At 38.2% G+C, this 18,958-nt stretch carries 20 protein-coding genes; 6 read left to right on the top strand and 14 right to left on the bottom strand.

Annotation, left to right across the window (positions count from 1 at the left end):
• Positions 1-99: 99 nt before the first annotated feature.
• Positions 100-570 (bottom strand): Lrp/AsnC family transcriptional regulator, encoded by a 471-nt coding sequence (locus tag IO68_RS26110; protein WP_026094107.1) that lies wholly within the window; start codon positions 568-570, stop codon positions 100-102.
• A gap of 109 nt (positions 571-679) precedes the next feature.
• On the opposite strand from IO68_RS26110, the gene rarD reads away from it, so the two are divergent.
• Positions 680-1,579 (top strand): EamA family transporter RarD, encoded by a 900-nt coding sequence (gene rarD, locus IO68_RS26115; protein WP_023013472.1) that lies wholly within the window; start codon positions 680-682, stop codon positions 1,577-1,579.
• Positions 1,580-1,660: 81 nt separating this feature from the next.
• On the opposite strand, the gene IO68_RS26120 is transcribed toward rarD, so the two are convergent.
• Positions 1,661-2,665, bottom strand: a complete 1,005-nt coding sequence (locus IO68_RS26120) for an AraC family transcriptional regulator (RefSeq protein WP_023013473.1) — start codon at positions 2,663-2,665, stop codon at positions 1,661-1,663.
• 126 nt (positions 2,666-2,791) lie between these two features.
• On the opposite strand from IO68_RS26120, the gene IO68_RS26125 reads away from it, so the two are divergent.
• On the top strand, positions 2,792-3,493 hold the full coding sequence (locus tag IO68_RS26125; protein WP_023013474.1) for an NAD(P)H-dependent oxidoreductase: 702 nt from the start codon (positions 2,792-2,794) through the stop codon (positions 3,491-3,493).
• Between the two features lie 65 nt (positions 3,494-3,558).
• On the opposite strand, the gene IO68_RS26130 is transcribed toward IO68_RS26125, so the two are convergent.
• A complete protein-coding gene (locus IO68_RS26130; protein ID WP_004879466.1) occupies positions 3,559-4,305 on the bottom strand; it encodes a TenA family transcriptional regulator in 747 nt (248 codons plus the stop codon).
• 342 nt (positions 4,306-4,647) lie between these two features.
• Here IO68_RS26130 and IO68_RS26135 point away from each other — a divergent pair, with 342 nt between their 5' ends.
• Positions 4,648-5,877 (top strand): GGDEF domain-containing protein, encoded by a 1,230-nt coding sequence (locus IO68_RS26135; protein WP_004879465.1) that lies wholly within the window; start codon positions 4,648-4,650, stop codon positions 5,875-5,877.
• Positions 5,878-5,978: 101 nt separating this feature from the next.
• Here IO68_RS26135 and aroC read toward each other — a convergent pair whose 3' ends face one another.
• The 7 genes from aroC to IO68_RS26170 form a co-directional block, all read right to left on the bottom strand.
• On the bottom strand, positions 5,979-7,070 hold the full coding sequence (aroC, locus tag IO68_RS26140; RefSeq protein WP_023013475.1) for a chorismate synthase: 1,092 nt from the start codon (positions 7,068-7,070) through the stop codon (positions 5,979-5,981).
• Positions 7,071-7,085: 15 nt separating this feature from the next.
• A complete protein-coding gene (gene prmB, locus IO68_RS26145) occupies positions 7,086-8,096 on the bottom strand; it encodes a 50S ribosomal protein L3 N(5)-glutamine methyltransferase (protein WP_023013476.1) in 1,011 nt (336 codons plus the stop codon).
• A 124-nt stretch (positions 8,097-8,220) separates the two neighbouring features.
• Positions 8,221-9,426 (bottom strand): tryptophan synthase subunit beta, encoded by a 1,206-nt coding sequence (trpB, locus tag IO68_RS26150; protein ID WP_019384427.1) that lies wholly within the window; start codon positions 9,424-9,426, stop codon positions 8,221-8,223.
• Positions 9,427-9,462: 36 nt separating this feature from the next.
• Entirely contained in the window at positions 9,463-10,650 is a 1,188-nt protein-coding gene (locus IO68_RS26155) for a vWA domain-containing protein (RefSeq protein ID WP_007483280.1), read from the bottom strand.
• A 12-nt stretch (positions 10,651-10,662) separates the two neighbouring features.
• Positions 10,663-11,514, bottom strand: a complete 852-nt coding sequence (locus IO68_RS26160) for an AAA family ATPase (RefSeq protein ID WP_007483281.1) — start codon at positions 11,512-11,514, stop codon at positions 10,663-10,665.
• 35 nt (positions 11,515-11,549) lie between these two features.
• A complete protein-coding gene (locus IO68_RS26165) occupies positions 11,550-11,936 on the bottom strand; it encodes a hypothetical protein (RefSeq protein WP_007483283.1) in 387 nt (128 codons plus the stop codon).
• On the bottom strand, positions 11,929-12,234 hold the full coding sequence (locus tag IO68_RS26170; protein ID WP_004879455.1) for a YcgL domain-containing protein: 306 nt from the start codon (positions 12,232-12,234) through the stop codon (positions 11,929-11,931). The genes IO68_RS26165 and IO68_RS26170 overlap by 8 nt, the downstream gene beginning before the upstream one ends.
• Before the next feature lie 196 nt (positions 12,235-12,430).
• Here IO68_RS26170 and IO68_RS26175 point away from each other — a divergent pair, with 196 nt between their 5' ends.
• Positions 12,431-13,165, top strand: coding sequence for a class I SAM-dependent methyltransferase (locus IO68_RS26175; protein WP_023013477.1), 735 nt, complete (start codon positions 12,431-12,433; stop codon positions 13,163-13,165).
• Between the two features lie 20 nt (positions 13,166-13,185).
• On the opposite strand, the gene IO68_RS26180 is transcribed toward IO68_RS26175, so the two are convergent.
• From IO68_RS26180 to IO68_RS26195, 4 genes are all read right to left on the bottom strand, one after another.
• On the bottom strand, positions 13,186-14,328 hold the full coding sequence (locus tag IO68_RS26180) for a ribonuclease D (RefSeq protein WP_004879448.1): 1,143 nt from the start codon (positions 14,326-14,328) through the stop codon (positions 13,186-13,188).
• Positions 14,329-14,619: 291 nt separating this feature from the next.
• Entirely contained in the window at positions 14,620-15,216 is a 597-nt protein-coding gene (gene recR, locus IO68_RS26185) for a recombination mediator RecR (RefSeq protein ID WP_004879447.1), read from the bottom strand.
• A gap of 92 nt (positions 15,217-15,308) precedes the next feature.
• Positions 15,309-15,638, bottom strand: coding sequence for a YbaB/EbfC family nucleoid-associated protein (locus IO68_RS26190; RefSeq protein ID WP_004662103.1), 330 nt, complete (start codon positions 15,636-15,638; stop codon positions 15,309-15,311).
• Between the two features lie 12 nt (positions 15,639-15,650).
• Positions 15,651-16,838, bottom strand: a complete 1,188-nt coding sequence (locus IO68_RS26195) for an O-succinylhomoserine sulfhydrylase (RefSeq protein WP_004879445.1) — start codon at positions 16,836-16,838, stop codon at positions 15,651-15,653.
• Positions 16,839-16,973: 135 nt separating this feature from the next.
• Between IO68_RS26195 and IO68_RS26200 the strand changes: the two genes are divergently transcribed.
• Both IO68_RS26200 and IO68_RS26205 read left to right on the top strand, forming a co-directional pair.
• A complete protein-coding gene (locus IO68_RS26200) occupies positions 16,974-18,059 on the top strand; it encodes an alpha/beta fold hydrolase (RefSeq protein WP_007483294.1) in 1,086 nt (361 codons plus the stop codon).
• 3 nt (positions 18,060-18,062) lie between these two features.
• Complete coding sequence (locus IO68_RS26205; RefSeq protein WP_023013478.1) at positions 18,063-18,935, top strand: NAD(P)-dependent oxidoreductase; 873 nt, start codon at positions 18,063-18,065, stop codon at positions 18,933-18,935.
• Positions 18,936-18,958: the final 23 nt, after the last annotated feature.

Here is an 18,958-nt window from a genome sequence, read left to right on the forward strand (position 1 = left end):
TACATTACTTCGTATAATGTATATTATGTTAAATAGAATATTTGAGACTGTAGCCTACACAACACTGTAGCTAGCTTATGACCAAATCTTTGTTCTTTATTAACTTTCAGAGTTTATATTAGGAACATCTAAAGATACTTTTACCCGATCCAATACAACCGTTGTCTTAAACCATTCGACATTAGAATTATTGTGAAATAATTCATCACAAACCTCCTGAAAGCGCTTCATACTTGGTACTAATAAAACAAGCATAAAGTCTGCTTCACCAGTGACGTAATAACATTGTTGTATCTCCGAACTAGAAAAACTTTCTTTAATTACATCAAGATCTGTATTATGCGTTTTATTAAGCCTAACTTCGACGATAACTGTGATCACTTGATTAAGTTGATCTGGATCAAGTACGGCAACATTTCCAACGATATAACTGTTTTCACGCAACTTTTGAATACGCCGTTGTACCGAAGCCGTTGATAAATGCACAGCTTCTGCTAATTCACGTAATGGAATCAAGCAATCCTTTTGAAGCAGTTTCAGCAATGAATAATCGAATTTATCTAAAACCATATTACTCAGCACCATGAGAAATTTTCTCATTTATCTTAAGAAATTAGAGCCTAATTATCAATAAAACTGAAATAAAATATCGTTTAAATAATTCAATTAGTACATATCTATGCATACTCAATCAAATACAGTTCTTGGCATAACATTTAATGTAATTGCCTCTTTATTATTTGCATTAATGTTTGCATATACCACCCTACTCCATTCATTACAAGGAAATGAAATCTACGGTTGGCGTATATTACTCACATTACCATGTCTGACACTTTTCATTATTGTTCAAGGAAATTGGTCGCAAGTCATTACTATTTACAAACGCCTATACAACGAACGCTACTTCTTTTTAACTCGTTTTTTATCGTCTTTTTTGATTGGAATACAGCTTTGGTTATTTATGTGGGCACCTTGCAATGGCTATGGGCTTGATGTTTCCTTAGGCTATTTTATCATGCCAATTACTATGGTGATTTTGGGTCGTATAGCATTTAAAGACAAAATGTCACGTTTACAAAAATTATCCTGCATTTTTGCAATACTTAGCATTATTAATATGCTGGTTATATCAAAAACATTAACATGGCCAACTTTACTCATTTGCTTAGGCTATCCAGTTTACTTTTGGTTAAGGCAAAAGACCAATACCAATAATATTGGTGGCGTTTGGTTTGATATGGTGTTCAGCCTGCCAATCAGTCTCTTTTTCATATTACAAGGTGGAGTTTTTTTAGGTGAATTAGGCTCTATTTTTGACACGCTTTGGCTGGTTTTAGGTCTAGGACTCATCAGTGCACTAGCTTTAGGATTCCAATCTCTTTCGGCTCCTCATCTCAATCTTAGCCTTTTTGGTCTTCTAGTATATGTTGAGCCAGTATTATTATTGATGGTTTCTATCTTGCTTGGCGAAACAATCAAGCCAGCAGAATGGCCGACTTATATCGGAATTTGGTTAGCGGTTTGTGCACTCGTAGCTGAAGGCATTATAAGTTTAAGAAAAAAGCGTTTTGTCTAATTTTCAGAACAGATAGCATTCAAAATAAAGGGCTAATCTGTTCTTTTAACAGAGAAAATTTAACTGAATCAAAATTAAAGCTTATGCTTTTCTATAGATTGTAGGTGTTAAACCTACCCACTTCTTAAATGCTCTTGTGAAATGAGAAATATCTGCATAACCTAAAATATTAGATATTTCTTGGATAGATAACCTTGTACTTTTTAACAATTTCTCAGCGTACTCTCTACGAGCCTCAGCTAACACAATCTGAAATGAGGTTTCTTCAGATGCAAGCTGACGCTGCAAACTCCTAACAGATGTTTTTAGTTCTAGAGCTACTTGGTTCAAACTAACACTATAATCTTGAGAACCGTGAAGTAATTCTTTAACTAAAATTTTCGTGCTGTTTAGCTTCTCTTTTTTTATGATTTGTCGTTTTACATCACGCTCACATTGTTCCTTTAGCAACCTAAAAACCATTTCATCTGCTGTTGGCAACTGATTGGTTAAAAATGCTTTATCGAATATCAAGCAATTACTTTCTTGACTAAAGTGAGACTCAAAACCTAACAATTGATTGATATTACTAGAGTAAAATACATCAACCTGTGTGAAATTGGCTTGAATTTTAATATCAGTTTTAAGCAAATCTTTAATTAAACTGGCAAATCCTAAAATGGAAAATAATAATCCATTGTTACTTAGATTTTCTGAAATGAATGATTGATCAAAATAAATGTAGGCTTTGTTCTCTTTGATTTTTAAAACAGGCTTGAATACCGAGCAATGTAGTCCTATAAATTTTTCAAGTATTTTGATTGCTTGCAACAAATTTTCAGCAGCTACAGCCGCAACCCCAACATGACCATAGCAAGAAGCTTTCATAGACTTCGCCATATGAATAATCAGCAACTGATCCTCAGTGAAAATGATCGAACTATCAATTAATTCATTGAAAACATTTAGATTTACATACCAAAATGGGGCTTCTATATCTTTCATTTCAATATCGAAGTCACTCAATAATTGCTCTACTGAAAGATTTCTGGCCCTTAACGCATCAACTAACAGATTGACATAAGTACCAGGCAATTTAGCAGACATTTTTCTTCCTTGGAATTTTAATTGGCATAAAATGGTAAAAACTGGCGGTTCATGAACTATGCCAGTTTTTACGACTACGGCATAGTATTAGGAGTCAAATAAATTAATTACGACGGTATTCTATCTATGAATATTCTTATTGTTCATGCTCATCCTGAATCAAAATCCTTCACTACTGCATTAAAAGATAAAGCTCAGCATGTATTTGAAGAACAAGGCCATACAGTTGAAGTTTCAGACTTATATGCGATGAACTTTAATCCAATCGCCTCACAGAATGACTTTGCAAACCTTAACCAACCTGAATATTTTAACTATGCCTTAGAACAAAGACATGCTTACAAGCAAAATTCCCTAGCACCAGATATTCAAGTTGAAATCGAAAAAATTAAACGTGCCGACCTACTCATCTTTAGTTTTCCACTTTATTGGACATCTGTACCTGCTATCCTAAAAGGCTGGATTGATCGTGTTTTTGTTTCTGGTCTGTTTTATGGTGGAAAACGTTTTTACAATCATGGTGGTATGGCTGGTAAGAAAGCGATGCTATGTTTCACTTTAGGTGGACGCGATTATATGTTTGGCGAAAATGCGATACATGGTTCAATTGCAGAATATCTATCTCCCATTCAACGCGGAACACTTGCCTACGCTGGTTTTGAGGTACTACCACCCTTTATTGCTTACCATGTTCCTTACATTTCAAATGAAAATCGACAAAATATACTTATAAATTTCGAAGCCTATTTAAATGATCTACAGAACTTAGAACCATTAACATTTCCTTTAATAGAAAATTTTGATGAAAAAATGCGACCATTGCCTTGATGAGTAAGTATAAAAAAACTGTCACATAGCCCCCAACTATGCGACAGTTTTATCCTTAAATTCTTTTAATTCTTATGCTGTAGTTTATAGCACTCATCCAAAGCCAATTCATAATATGCCAGACCATCTTGAGCTGCTCTAAATGCTTTTTTCTGCAATACAGGATCTTTGTCACACAATCTTTTGATAAGTTCCATCGCTTCATATGGATGTAAATCATCATAATGTGCATGAGCTCGTAACCAAGCTAAAGATCTTTTATTAATATTGACTTCAGGGTGCTCTGTATATGTCTGTATACCTTTATATACTTGAATTGTCCAGTCACCTGTCGCCCATTCAATTGCGAGATTTGTAGCTGCGATACTTTCCGCTAAAGTGCCACGAAAATTCATATCCCATAGAAAGTGATTTACTGCATTCATGGCTGCTGGAGGTCTTACTTCATTCAGCATTTCGACTGTTAAACCGAATCCCCCAGCCCAATCCTGATACCAGTTCAAGTGACGCTCTTCCACTTTAATATTTTGAATGAGCCAATCTCTAGTCTCAGTTACGCCATCTAACGAAAATGCTGTCGCTTTTGCTAAAGCCCCAGCCATATACGACGGAAAATGAGCGACCAAAGGATAAAAATTTAAAAGTGCTGAACGGAAACACTCAAGGCTTAAAGTACCATTTGCCATGTCTAAGAATAGAGGGTGTTTACTAACCCGTTCTTTAGCTGGCACAAGATCATCCCAAAAACGCTGGGACCATTCTGAATGAGTCGTAATTTCTAGTTTTGTTCCATATTGATTCATAGCAGTCATTGCGATGCATCCTATTTCGTATGACTTAATTCAATCACGTTCCATGATTGTTGCTTTTTTATAAATTGTATCCTAATACAGCAAATATACAAACAATGTTATTTAATTTGTAACAGTTTTTATTCGATTCACCTTTATCAGGTTGAATAATTATATTATTTAGATGTAAAGTCTAGGTATATATTCGAAAAGTATATAAATTTCTAATAATAAAAAGTTGATTTGGGTAGTAAATAAATATTTTTTATTATCTAATACACATTTTATTTAATTGGGTGTAACGTAGTAAAAAGTAATCCCTATTTTACATTTATAAAAACATTGGGAGTGGTGAGAGATAAGATGAAGTTGAAAGCTTCCAATATATTGGGACAAGAACAAATCGACTTACTAATTTCTCGCGGGCTAAATTTAGTTTGGTTTCCTAAAGAATTAGAAGTAATTTATCGAGATCAGTACAGAAATGAAGCTGCACATGAGTTTCGCTATCGTGCGCCAATTATCTTAGGTTTATATTTATATCTTAGCTTTGGTACCTATCAAGTTTTACCAGAAGACCTCCGACTGACTTGGGTTGCCTTTTATGGTTGGGTTGGGGTCATTATTTCGATCGCATGGGTCCTCGCCTTTGTTCCAAAACTCAATAAATGGTTTGACCATTATGTGGGTTTAGGATCTATGGGTGCAGTAGCCATTACGTTCACCCTAATTAACGTTTTAGAGCAAGGTCAGAACAATGTTCTATTCCATGCAGCTATGATGTATGCAGTTGTCATCATTTACGGCTTTGTTGGAATGAGATTCTATACTGCGATTATCGCGGGTTGGTGTGGTGGTTTGATTGGTGTGATTGCAAGTACAGCACTAAGTGGTTCTATTGATTGGACTTTCTTGAACAGAACTTATACATTTAGTAGTTTTCTCGGCATGGCACTGGCCTATGCCACAGATCGTCAACATCGAGAAAATTATCTACAAAACTGCATGCTTGAATTAAACCGTCTAGAATTAATGCGTCAAGCTCAACAGCTTTCAATCCTATCTCAACAAGATGCATTAACTGGGTTAGCAAATCGTCGCTATTTGGATGAAGTGCTTGAAAATGAATGGAAACGTGCCATTCGCCATGAAGTTCCAATTACGATCATGATGATTGATATCGACTTTTTTAAACTTTACAACGATACGTTAGGACATATTCAAGGCGATCAATGCCTTCGCAGAATTGCAATCCTGCTCGGCTCAATCGCATCAAGAAGTGGTGATCTTGCTGCGCGTTATGGCGGTGAAGAGTTTTTGTTACTGTTCTCCATGACAGATAAAGAACAAGCAATTATCCAAGTTCAACGTTTAATGGAACTTGTCCGAACGATTGCGATTAACCACCCGAAAAGCAGTGTATCCAAGCATGTTACGATCAGCGTTGGCGTAGCTACGATGACTCCACATTTAAATGATAGTCTTTCGGAGTTTGTATCACAGGCAGATCATGCATTATACATCGCGAAAAGTAATGGTCGAAATCAATACCATATTGCAACTTCAGATAATGTCATTTCTGAGGCACTATAATATTTTAATTATTATTTAAAAATATTTAATAATTTTTTTATTTAAATTAATTTATCATTAAAAAGACCCACTGATAATATTTTACCAATGGGTCTATTATATTAAGGCTCGATTGGTTTAAATGGTGACAATACGTCAGCATTTTGTGCACGATTTCTCATAAAATGATCCATCAGAACAATTGCTAACATCGCCTCAGCAATTGGTGTTGCTCGCACCCCCACACACGGATCATGACGACCTTTGGTGAGTACATCAGTATTTTCACGGTCGATTGTAATCGTCTTGCCCGGTGTGGTAATACTTGCCGTTGGCTTTAATGCAATCGCAACACGAATTGTTTGTCCACTTGAGATTCCACCAAGGATTCCACCAGCATGATTCGCAAGAAAACCATCTGTGGTGAGTTCATCGCGCGTTTCATGACCAAACTGACCAGCAACAGCAAAACCATCACCAATCTCAACACCTTTTACGGCGTTAATGCTCATCATGGCATGTGCAATGTCTGCATCTAAACGATCAAAGACTGGTTCACCCCAGCCTACAGGTACTTTTTCAGCAATAATTTCTAATTTTGCACCACAACTTGTACCTTGCTCACGCAAAGAAGTGACGAGTTGCTCAAAGCGAGGAACCGCATCCACATCACCACAGAAAAATGGATTATTCGGCACTTCTGTCCAATCTAATTTCTCTGCGACTTCATTACCGATTTGTGTGACATGTCCGCGAATATCAATACCAAACTTTTCAGCTAAATATTTCTTAGCAATCGCACCTGCTGCAACACGCATTGCAGTTTCACGCGCACTAGAACGACCACCACCACGATAATCACGGAAACCGTATTTATGCGTATAAGTATAGTCTGCATGGCCTGGACGGAAAGTTTGAGCAATATTGCCATAATCTTTAGATTTTTGATCTGTATTACGTATCAATAAACCAATCGATGTACCTGTCGTTTTACCTTCAAAAACACCTGAGATAATTTCGACTTGATCAGGCTCTTTACGTTGTGTCGCAAACTTTGATGTACCCGGTTTACGGCGATCTAAATCTTTTTGCAAATCTTCTTCACAAAGTTCAAGACCCGGCGGCACACCATCGACAATTGCCATCAAACCAACACCATGTGATTCACCACATGTTGTTACTCGAAAGAGTTGCCCAATACTATTCCCTGCCATATTTTAGCCCCTTACTTAATTTTGAACTGATTGCTGAAATATTTCTTTATAACGGCGGCATTGTTCAGCAGTTAATGCAAAAATACCTGAACCACCTTTCTGGAAAGTTAACCAATGGAAGTCAACTGTATTGAAGTTCTGACGCATTGCCCATTCAGAATTACCCACTTCAATTACAATCAGACCATCTTCAGTTAAATAATCGGCTGCTTGAGCTAACATTTTGCGAACTAAGTCCAAACCATCTTGACCTGCTGCAAGTGCGAGCTCAGGCTCATGTAAGAACTCTTCTGGTAAATCAGCCATATCTTCAGCATCCACATACGGTGGATTGCTAACGATTAAGTCATATTGATTTTCAGCTGGAATTTTTGAGAATAAATCAGATTCAAGTAATGCGACTTGATATTGTTTATCATGATGTTCTGCATTGATTGAAGCAACTTCCAATGCTTCTTTTGAAATATCAGTCGCATCCACTTCTGCATCTGGATAAGCATAAGCAAGCGCAATTGCGATACAGCCCGAACCCGTACACATATCAAGAATACGTTGAGGTGTTTTAGGATTTTGGTTTTCTGGTAAGCTATTTAAGGCTTCCAACATTTGACCATTTTCATCTAAGCAATATGGTGCAAAACGTTGTTCAATCAATTCTGCTATTGGAGAACGCGGAATAAGCACACGCTCATCCACATAAAATGGCTTACTAAAGAAATAAGCAAGGTTTAATAAATAAGACGTTGGAACACGCTCATTGATACGGCGTTCTAATAAGCTGAGGAATTCGGCTTTTTCACTTGGTAAAAGCTTCGCATCTAAGATTTCAGCATCAGCGTTCCACTCAAGTGAAAGCGTTTGCAAGACAAGCGCCGAACTTTCTGCAAAATAATCTTCTGTACCTTGACCTAAGTGTGCATCGTATTGGCGAAGTGCTGTCACACCGAAACGGATGAAATCTCGAATGCTGACTAGGTTTTCAGCCGCTTCTTGTAAATGTTCAGGGCTGATTGTAGGTCGCTCCACTTAGGCGTCTCCAAAATGCGAATTGCAAAAACGCTTTATTCTAACGGGATTCAGCCTTATTTAACAGTAAAAAAACCGCCGATGATTAAGGCGGTTTTCGAGTTAATATCGTGGAATATTAGACTTACAAGCCTAATTTTTCAGCAACATAATCTGAGTCTTTATCGCCACGCCCAGATAAATTGACTACGATCTTGATATTTTTATCTAACTTTGGCGCTTCACGTAAAGCCCAAGCAACTGCATGTGAACTTTCTAAAGCAGGAACAATCCCTTCAACACGAGAAAGTGTCATAAATGCATCTAAACATTCTTGGTCAGTCGCTGTTTCATACTGTACACGACCAAGTTCTTTAAGATAACTATGCTGTGGCCCAACACCGGGATAATCCAATCCCGAAGCAATTGAATGCACAGGCAGTGGTTCACCTTTTTCATCTTCAAGCACGTAACAAGCCATACCATGGATCTGACCGGGTTTACCTAAAGTTAGCGTTGCGGAGTGTTTATCTGTATCCAAACCATGTCCAGCAGGTTCAACACCTACCAGTTTTACTTCTGGCGTATTCAAAAAGGCCGTAAAAGCGCCAATTGCATTTGAACCACCACCAACACAAGCCACTACATAATCAGGATGTTGACCAAAACGTTCATTTGCCTGAGTTTTAATTTCATTACCAATAATTGATTGGAAATCACGAACCATTTTTGGAAATGGATGTGGTCCAACCACAGAACCGATTGCATAAATATAGTTTTTCGGATCTTTTAAATATTCTTCGAAAGCACTATCTACCGCATCTTTTAGTGTTGCAGTTCCTTGTGTGACTGAAACAAGCTTAGCACCCAAAATTTTCATTTTCACGACATTTGGATGTTCTTTTTCAATATCGACTTGCCCCATATGAATCTCACATGGGATACCAACCAATGCACAAGCCGTTGCCAACGCGACACCATGTTGACCAGCACCTGTTTCTGCTATGACTTTGCTTTTACCCATATATTTAGCAAGTAAAGCTTCACCAAGACAGTGGTTAATTTTATGTGCGCCTGTATGATTCAGGTCTTCACGCTTTAAATAAATTTGCGCGCCACCAAGTTGTTCAGATAAGCGTTTTGCATGGAATAATGGACTTGGGCGTCCTACATAATTTTTGAACAGATCATTTAACTCATTTTGAAATTCAGCTGTATGACGAATTTCTTCATAAGCTGTATTGATCTCGTCCATCGCCTCTTTTAAATGAGGTGGAATAAATTGACCGCCGAACTCGCCAAAAAAGCCCGCTTCATTTGGTAAAGCTATCCCGTTAATATGATGTTCCATTCCAATTCCTGTTTTTATAAAGTATTAATATAAATTTTAGCGAGATAAGTATCGCGTCATATCCTCAATGCCTTTTAAAGTCATCGGATACATATGATCTTCAAAAGTTTCTTTAATCCATTGAATCGTTTGCGTGTAATGCCAATAGCCTTCCATCTCAGGATTAAGCCATGCTGTTTTATCAAAATGCTGACGCAAACGTCTCAACCATACTTCCCCAGATTCTTCATTCATATATTCAACTGAGCCACCCGCAGACTTTAATTCATAGGGAGCCATACTGGCATCGCCAACTACGATAACCCGATAATCACGTCCATAAGTATGGAACAAATCCCAAGTATTCATACGGGTTGAACTACGGCGATGGTTATCCTTCCACACATAATCATACAGACAGTTATGGAAGTAGAAATATTCTAAGGTTTTAAACTCCGACTTTGCCGCACTGAATAGTTTTTCACACTCAGCAATATAGGCATCCATCGAACCGCCCACATCAAACAACATTAAAATTTTGATACGGTTACGACGTTCAGGCACGAGCTGTACATCTAAGATGCCTTGTTTAGCAGTTTCACGAATCGTACCGTCTACATCTAACTCTTCTGCTGCGCCCTGACGTGCAAACTTACGCAAACGACGCAATGCAATTTGCATCTGACGTGTACCTAACACTTGATCATCATCAAGATTTTGGTATTTACGTTGTTCCCATACTTTTACAGCTGAACGTTTACGGCCCGGCCCACCAATTCGCACACCTTCAGGATGATCACCAAAAGCACCAAAAGGTGATGTTCCACCTGTACCAATCATGCGATTGCCACCCTGATGTTTTTTATGTTGTTCGCGTAAACGCTCTTCCAACATTTTCATCAGTTCTTCAAGCGAACCTGCTTTTTGTAGTTCGGCACGTTGTTCAGGTGTTAGATGTTTCTCGAGTAATTCAAGATCAAACCAGTCTTTTGGTAACTTATGAACTTGTTTCAGCAATTCGTCTAAATCAAAAGTATCGATGCCATCAAAGTAATCTTTCATAGCACGGTCAAACTTATCAAAGAAGCGTTCATCTTTGACTAAAACTGTTTTAGCCAATTGATAGAATTCTTCCTGATCAGCAAATACAAGACCTGAAGCAACTGCCTGATTGAGATCAATGAGTTCCCGAGTTGTTACAGGTACACCATATTTGCGTAAGGTGTAAAACAATCGCACAAACATTGGCAAACACTCTTAACGGCGTGACATAAATGCTAAACGTTCAAGCAATTGTACATCTTGTTCATTTTTAATGAGCGCACCATAAAGTGGTGGAATTGCCTTAGATTTATCGTGATTACGTAATACATCTTCAGGCATATCATCAGCCATCAACAAACTTAACCAATCAATCAATTCAGACGTTGATGGTGGTTTTTTTAGATTAGGAATTTCACGTAACTTAAAGAAGACTTGTAATGCTTCACTGACCAAGGTATTTGAAATACTTGGAAAATGTACAGCAATGATGTCACGCATCGTTGCTTCATCAGGGAACTCAATATAATGGAAGAAACAACGGCGCAAGAATGCATCTGGAAGTTCTTTTTCATTATTCGATGTGATGATCACAATTGGGCGCTGTGTCGCTGTAATTGTTTCACCTGTCTCGTAAACATAAAATGACATTTTGTCGAGTTCATGCAGTAAGTCATTTGGGAACTCAATATCAGCTTTGTCGATTTCATCAATCAACAAGACACAGCGTTCTTCACTGGTAAATGCTTCCCACAATTTACCCGGTTTAATATAGTTTTTAATGTCGTAGACACGATCATCACCTAACTGACTATCACGTAAGCGTGAAACAGCATCGTACTCATATAAACCTTGCTGCGCCTTAGTCGTTGACTTGATATGCCAAGTAATGAGCTTTAAACCAAGACTTGTCGCAACTTGCTCAGCAAGCAAAGTTTTACCTGTGCCTGGCTCTCCTTTAACCAAGAGTGGTTTCTGTAGAGCACGCGCAGCTTTGACTGCGAGTTTTAGGCTATCGGTAGCAATATATTGATCTGTACCAGTGAAGTGTTGTGTATCAGCAGACATTTAAAAACCTTATTTTTCTATATTTAACTTTGTATCTAAACTGTACTTGCAGTTTTATTGATCGTGTATTTTGACCAACAGAAACCAATGAGCAACCCAACACCGATTACAAATAGAATCAATGATGCATTTGCCCAAATAAGTGACTGTTCTTTGGTTAACACGCCAAACAGCAATCCAAAAATCGCAGGAGCCAACTCTGAATTTGGACCTTCAGAAACCGTTGGGGTAACTAAAATCGCAAACACAATAATCCATAAAACCCCACCAATAGGATTTGGAAGACGTGTCATCAAACGATACCAGCACCACAATGCGATGAGTGTTCCTGTCACATAAACAATGATCGCAACATTTTCTTCAGGAAACTGATCCAGTACTGAAAGAATATGCGACCATATAGCTGTTAGTGTCTCAAGCACCACGCAGACCCTCTGGTTCAACCGCATTTGGATTAATTAATCCTTCAGGCGGCATTTGAATGAAAAAGCCTTTCGTTTGTAAAGAGTCCAAAACATGTAGGACATTTACACGAGCAAGCTTACGTTCTGTGTGGAGTTCCAAATGCATGACAAAAGTCGCTTTACCAAATGCGGTTAAGACAGTCTCAGGAATAATTTCAAATGGGTTTTCCTGTTCTTTGTCATCAGGATAGTTTGGACGAGCAATATACATATACATTTCATCTTTTTTGCTCGATCTATAAATATCGCAGTGCATGTTTACTCACATCTATTAACAATCAAAGACAGCATACATCAAAATAAAAATGGATACATTAAGGATTGTTAACGCTTTAGTCGCCTTTTTCTCCTCTATAGAGAAAACGTAGCCTATAAAGTGAAAACAAAAGCATACAACGCTCTTTTATGACAAATGTGATAATTATCAAGCGATTTTAATTTGAATCTCTGATATGCAGCAAAATAAATACGACGATCCAAACTTCTTCACTGAATATGCAAAAATGCCCCGTTCTGTAGAAGGTTTAAAAGCGGCTGGCGAATGGAGCACATTTCAAACACATATGCCTAATTTGAAAGATAAGCGTGTGCTTGATTTAGGCTGTGGTTACGGTTGGCATTGTCAATATGCGGCAGAACAAGGTGCCTTATCCGTGATTGGTATAGATCTCTCTGCAAAGATGCTAGAAAAAGCTAAACGAATCACTACATCAGATCGTGTCACCTACCAGCAAACAGCAATTGAAACATTCCAAGCAGATACAGCATCATTTGATACAATTATCAGCTCATTAGCACTTCATTATATTCAAGATATCGATGCGGTATTTCAAAAAGCTGCCGATCTATTGAAGCCATTAGGAGAGTTTTACTACTCGGTTGAGCATCCTATATTTACAGCACGTGCTCAACAAGATTGGTTCTATGATGCTGAAAGCGCCGCTTTACATTGGCCAGTAGATCATTACTTCGAAGAAGGTCAGCGAAATACTCACTTCCTCGGTGCTGATGTCGTGAAATATCACAGAACCATTGAGACGCATATCATCGGATTATTAAAAGCGGGATTTGAGATCACTGCACTCATTGAACCAACACCACCAAAAGAAATGATTGAGCAAATGGGTTGGCAAAATGAGCTAAGGCGCCCAATGATGCTGATTATTAAAGCAAAAAAAAAGAGCTAGTTAATTAGCTCTTTTTTATACTACCTAGAAACCTTCATTTGCGTAGCTAGATAATCAATGTCTTGCTGAAGTAATTCGATCATTGGTTTGGTTAAAATATCGTATCGCCAGCCCAGTAAATAAGGTGGTAGGTCTTGCTCATCTAAATGAAACACAACGTGTTCATAAATTGCATTCAACCACTTCTTACGTAGCAACACTTCTTTAGGAATAGATGTTTGAGCAACTATCTGCTCTATCAATGCATCAATTTTAGGAGCAATTTCTTTTGAATTGCTTTTCACTGGACGCGCTATTCTTAATGGCCACTCAGCTTCAGGGGGTAAAAACTTGAGTAGATCTAGAATCATTTTACCATGCTCACGCACAACATTCGGGCGAATATCTTTCACTTGAGCAAGTTGGAAGTTATTGCGAGGGTTCTTTTCAACCAAATCAATCATAGTTGAATTTCTAAGAATAAAACTACGTGGTTGATTTAATGCTTTGGTAATTTGTTCACGCCAGATACTCAGTTGTTGTAACTGCATTAACTCACGGCGAGAGTGGCGGTAATTTCCAATATCTGTATATAGCTCAGGAAGTGGTGTTTCCATCGCGATATCTTTAGTTAAATTTTGGCAATCTTCCAACACATACTGATATAAACCTTTTGTTTGCAGATCATTTTTAACGGCATCAGCAAGTTTTACCAAATATAAAACATCATTCGCGGCATAACTCATTTGCTCTTGGCTCAATGGGCGAGCTAGCCAATCTGAACGCGTTTGATCTTTTTCAATATCTATATTTAAATATGTTTTAAGTGCATTCTGATAACTTACCTGTAAACCATGCCCAAGAAATGCCATGGCAACTTGAGTATCAAATACATTTTTGAGCGGCTTTTGATCTGCATAATGATAAATCAAATCAATATCTTCGCCACATGCATGGAAAATATTTTGTTGAGCAGCAAATAATTTTTGCCAGAAATGCTCGAGGTCTAAAGATGTTCCATCTAACAATACAACCTGACCATTCAAATTAATCTGACATACCCCTAATTTTGGGTAAAGGGTATCCACCTTAATAAACTCAGTATCAAGTGCATATGTGGAACATTGTTCCATCTGAGTGAGGAGAACAGCTAAATCTTTTTGCTGCTGGATAAACTGAAACATATTTGCTCAAGTAAAAAATAAAAGAACTACTCGCAATAGAACTGTAGAATTGCAGTTATTGCTTAACACAAGATCAAATGCAAAAAAATTTAATCAGTATTCCACATGCAAAACATAAAAGTACTCCTAAATCCATTTAACAAAAGCGAAAGTCCTTTTCGCTCGCCAATAGTGCCATATTTTAAAGTAAATATATCTACGATAATGTAAGACAAAATGTAAAATTTAATTATTTGTTTAAATTAACAGCATGAATTTAATGTAAATAAATAAAAATATCCGACAAAAGTATTATTTCATACGCATGCGGTTATGAACCGCCTGACTCAAGGTATGGCTGTCCACATATTCCAATTCACCACCTTGTGGTACACCTTGTGCAATTCGAGTCATATGAATCGGTAAATGCTTAGTTGCTTCAACCAAATAATGTGCAGTCGCTTGACCTTCAACAGTCGCATTTGTTGCAAGAATGACTTCTTCAATCGTTCCTTCGCTTAGACGCTGAATTAAATATGGAATACCAATTTCTTCAGGACCAATACCATCTAAAGGTGATAAATGCCCACCTAACACATGATATTTTCCACGAAAACTACCACTTTGCTCGATTGCCATAACATCTGCTGGAGATTCAACCACACAAAGTAATTGTTCATCACGCTCAACAGAAGCACAGATATCACAAATCTCATTCTCAGTTAGAGAATGACAAATACGGCACTCATGGATATGACTCGATGCTTCATGCAAAGCATGTGACAAAGCAAAAGCACCTTCACGATTTTTCATCAGTAAATGCAAAGCCATACGCTGTGCTGATTTTGGGCCAACACTCGGTAAAATACGTAATGCTTGAACTAATTGTTCAAATCGTTCACTAAACACAATTAGATTACTCGGTAAATTCTCCCCTCAGTCGTAAATCCCTCTTGATTCAAGAGGGATTTAGGGGGATTTAAAAATTAAAAAATGATGAATTAGAATAAACCAGATAAGCCTGGTGGTAAGCCCATACCAGAGTTTGCACCTTGTAACTTCTCTTCAGAAATTGCTTCAGCTTGACGTGCAGCATCATTCATCGCCGCTGCAATCAAATCTTCAATCATGTCCGCTTCGTCTTGTAATAAGTCTGGGCTAATTTCAATACGCTTAACGACATTACGGCAAGTCATGGTGACTTTAACCAAACCACCGCCAGCTTCAGCATGAACTTCTGTATTCGCAAGCTCTTCTTTGGCTTTTTTAAGGTTTGATTCCATATCTTTTTGCATGCGCTGAGCTTGCTGCATGAGCATATTAATATTCATAAGTCTCTCTCGTTAAACTAAATCTAGACCGCGTGATAAGTCGCGAATAATATCATTAATATCTTCTAAACCAACAGACACACGAATCAATCCTTCTTCGATTCCTGCTGCTTGCTTGGCTTCTGCGGACATTCTACCATGCGAGGTTGTTGCTGGATGAGTAATCGTTGACTTCACATCACCCAAATTACTTGTGATTGACAAGAAACGAGTATTATCAATCACTGTCCAAGCACCTTCACGCGCATTCTTTACCACGAAGGATACAACACCACCGAAACCTTTCTGCTGTTTTTTAGCAAGTTCATGTCCTGGATGATTTGGTAAGCCAGCGTAATATACTTTCTCAACTTTTTCATGCTGAGCAAGCCATTCTGCAAGCTTTTGAGCACTTTCACAATGCGCTTTCATACGTAGGCTGAGAGTTTCTAAGCCTTTCAAGAAAATCCAAGCATTGAATGGGCTCATTGAATTACCCAAAGTACGGATAACGCCATTCACTTCTTCAAGTAAATCATGTTTACCAACAACGGCACCACCTAAGGCACGACCTTGACCATCAATATATTTAGTCGCAGAGTACAATACCAAATCAGCACCAAATTTAATCGGTTGCTGTAAAGCAGGTGTACAGAAACAGTTATCTACAGCAAATAAAGCGCCATGTGCGTGAGCAATATCCGCAATCGCTTGCATATCACCTACTTGAGCCAAAGGATTTGATGGTGTTTCAATAAAAAGAATGCGCGTATTTGGGCGGATCGCATTTTTCCAGCCATCAAGATCATCTAAATCAACGAAAGTGACTTCTACAGCAAACTTAGCAACGTATTTTTCAAATAAAGCGATGATTGAACCAAACACAGCACGAGAACAGATCACATGATCGCCAGCTTTTAAGTAAGCCATGCACATTGCATGCACAGCCGCCATACCAGAACTGGTTGCAACCGCACGTTCCGCCCCATCCAATACCGCTAGGCGCTTTTCAAAAGCCTGAACTGTAGGGTTGGTATAGCGAGAGTAAGTATTACCAGCAACTTGTCCAGAAAACTTAGCAGCAGCATCAGCAGCACTTTCACAAACAAAAGATGATGTTAAAAAAATTGGTTCACTATGCTCACCCTCAAAAGTACGGTCATGGCCCGTACGAATTGCAAGAGTATCTAGCTGATATTCTAAATCATCGCTTGGATTCATCGTTTTGTATGCCTTATGATCATCGTGGTCGAATATGCCAACATTTTGAGCGCCTAAGGTATTTAAGGTCAAGGCATAAGATATAATTATCGCTTAGACTTCGTGCAATCTTGACTCATGATGAGACTATTAAAGATGAAATCGCTTGTGGAACAGCAAAAAATAAATTTTAAACATCTCGCGATGCGTGTTTTTGAATCGGACAAACTCGTATTGTCACAATCAACACCATACCAAGTGATTGCTCAGTTTAAACAAACTCGTGTTCGTTTTTATGCTTCTGAGAATAAACGCTATAAAGAGCCTTTGGTTTTCGTAGCACCGCTTGCAATCAATATGGATATCTACGACTTATATCCGTATCGTTCTCTAGTTAAACACTTCCAAGAAAGTGGTTATGACGTTTATCTTATTGATTGGGGCAAGTTGACCTACAAAAATTATCAAATTAACTTTCTGTCTTTTATTGATAAATTTATTCCACGCTGTATAGAAGCCATTCAACAACATTCGAAATCACAAAAAATATCTCTACACGGCTGGAGTATGGCAGGCATCTTTGTGACTTTATATACGGCTCGTCATCAACCCAATGCTGTTAAAAACCTGATTGTTCTGGGCAGCCCGATTGATAGCTATGCGTCTGGCTATATTGGCAAGCTATACAAAACGCTTGCCTACGTTACCTCTCGCAATCCAACTGTTAAAGATTATATTTATAATCGCTTACCAAAGTTGATGATTCATTCCCCAGGTTTCTTAAACTCATTAGGATTTAAATTACTAGACCCTAAAGGATGGCTGGATGGCAACATTCAACTTTTAAAGAATTTAGATAATTTAAAATTAGTACAAGAAGACGCAACACTCAGTCATTTCTTAAACAATATGATTGATTATCCTGGGGGTATTAATCAAGACATGCTATTTAATGTCTGGATGCAAAACCCGCTGAAAAACGGCGCTATCACCTTAAAGAATAAAACCATTGAGCTAAAAAATATTGATTGTTCGTTATTTGTCGGTGCAGGTAAAGGTGATCAAATGGTTACAGCAGATGCTGCATTTCCATTAACTCAGTTGACAAGTAGCCGAGATGTCACGTTTACTCTTATACCTGGCGGGCACTTAGGTTTAATGTCTAGTCAAAAAAGTTCAATCGAGTTCTGGCCAACACTGACTGACTGGTTAGCAGAACGATCAACTCCAATAAAAAGGTAAACTATGACTCAATCTGTTGCATTTATCGGTTTAGGCGCTATGGGCTATCGCATGGCAGCTCATTTACCAAAGTATTTCGAAAAGGTTTTTGTTTGGAATCGAAACTTTAGTAAAGCAGAACAACATGCAACGGAATATGGAACAACTGCTGTCGAACTTGCACAAGCAGTACAGGCTGACATCATTTTCTCGTGTCTACCAACAAGCGATGATGTTGAAGCGTTAATCAGTACTGTACAGTTGAAAGCAGGTTCGATTTGGATTGACTGTACGAGCGGTGTACCTGACTCAGCTCGACGCTTGACAGAAAAGCTAAAATCTCAAGGTGTGGACTTCTTAGATGCGCCTGTGAGTGGTCAAACCATTGGTGCAGAGAATGCAACACTTACTGTCATGGTCGGTGGCGATGTACAAGCATTTGAACGTGCTTATCCTGCGATGGCGGCTGTTGGTAAACTCATTCAGCATGTTGGCGAGTCTGGTGCTGGATTTGCAGTTAAAGCGATCAATAATATGCTGCTTGCGGTTAACTTATGGTCTGTTGCAGAAGGCTTTAGTACATTAAAAGCACACGGCGTTAACCTTGATGCAGCATTGAATTGTATAAATGCGTCTAGTGGTAAAAGTATGGTCACGGAGACCATTTTTCCACAACGCGTACTCAGCCGTGAATTTCCAGTAACCTTTGCTCTACCATTATTGGCTAAAGATACAGGTATTGCTTTAGATTTGGTGCATGATGCTAAGCTTCCTGCCCCGATTCTTTCTCTAACACAAAGTTTAATTCAAGCTGCGAATCTAACTTCAGAGCCAAATAGTGACTTCTCAGCAGCAGTGAAAATGTATGAATCGTGGAGTAAAATCACGCTTAAATAAAGCTGCATATGCTTTAGATTCTT

Source organism: Acinetobacter sp. COS3, assembly GCF_000475335.1.
Taxonomy (GTDB): Bacteria; Pseudomonadota; Gammaproteobacteria; order Pseudomonadales; family Moraxellaceae; genus Acinetobacter; species Acinetobacter venetianus.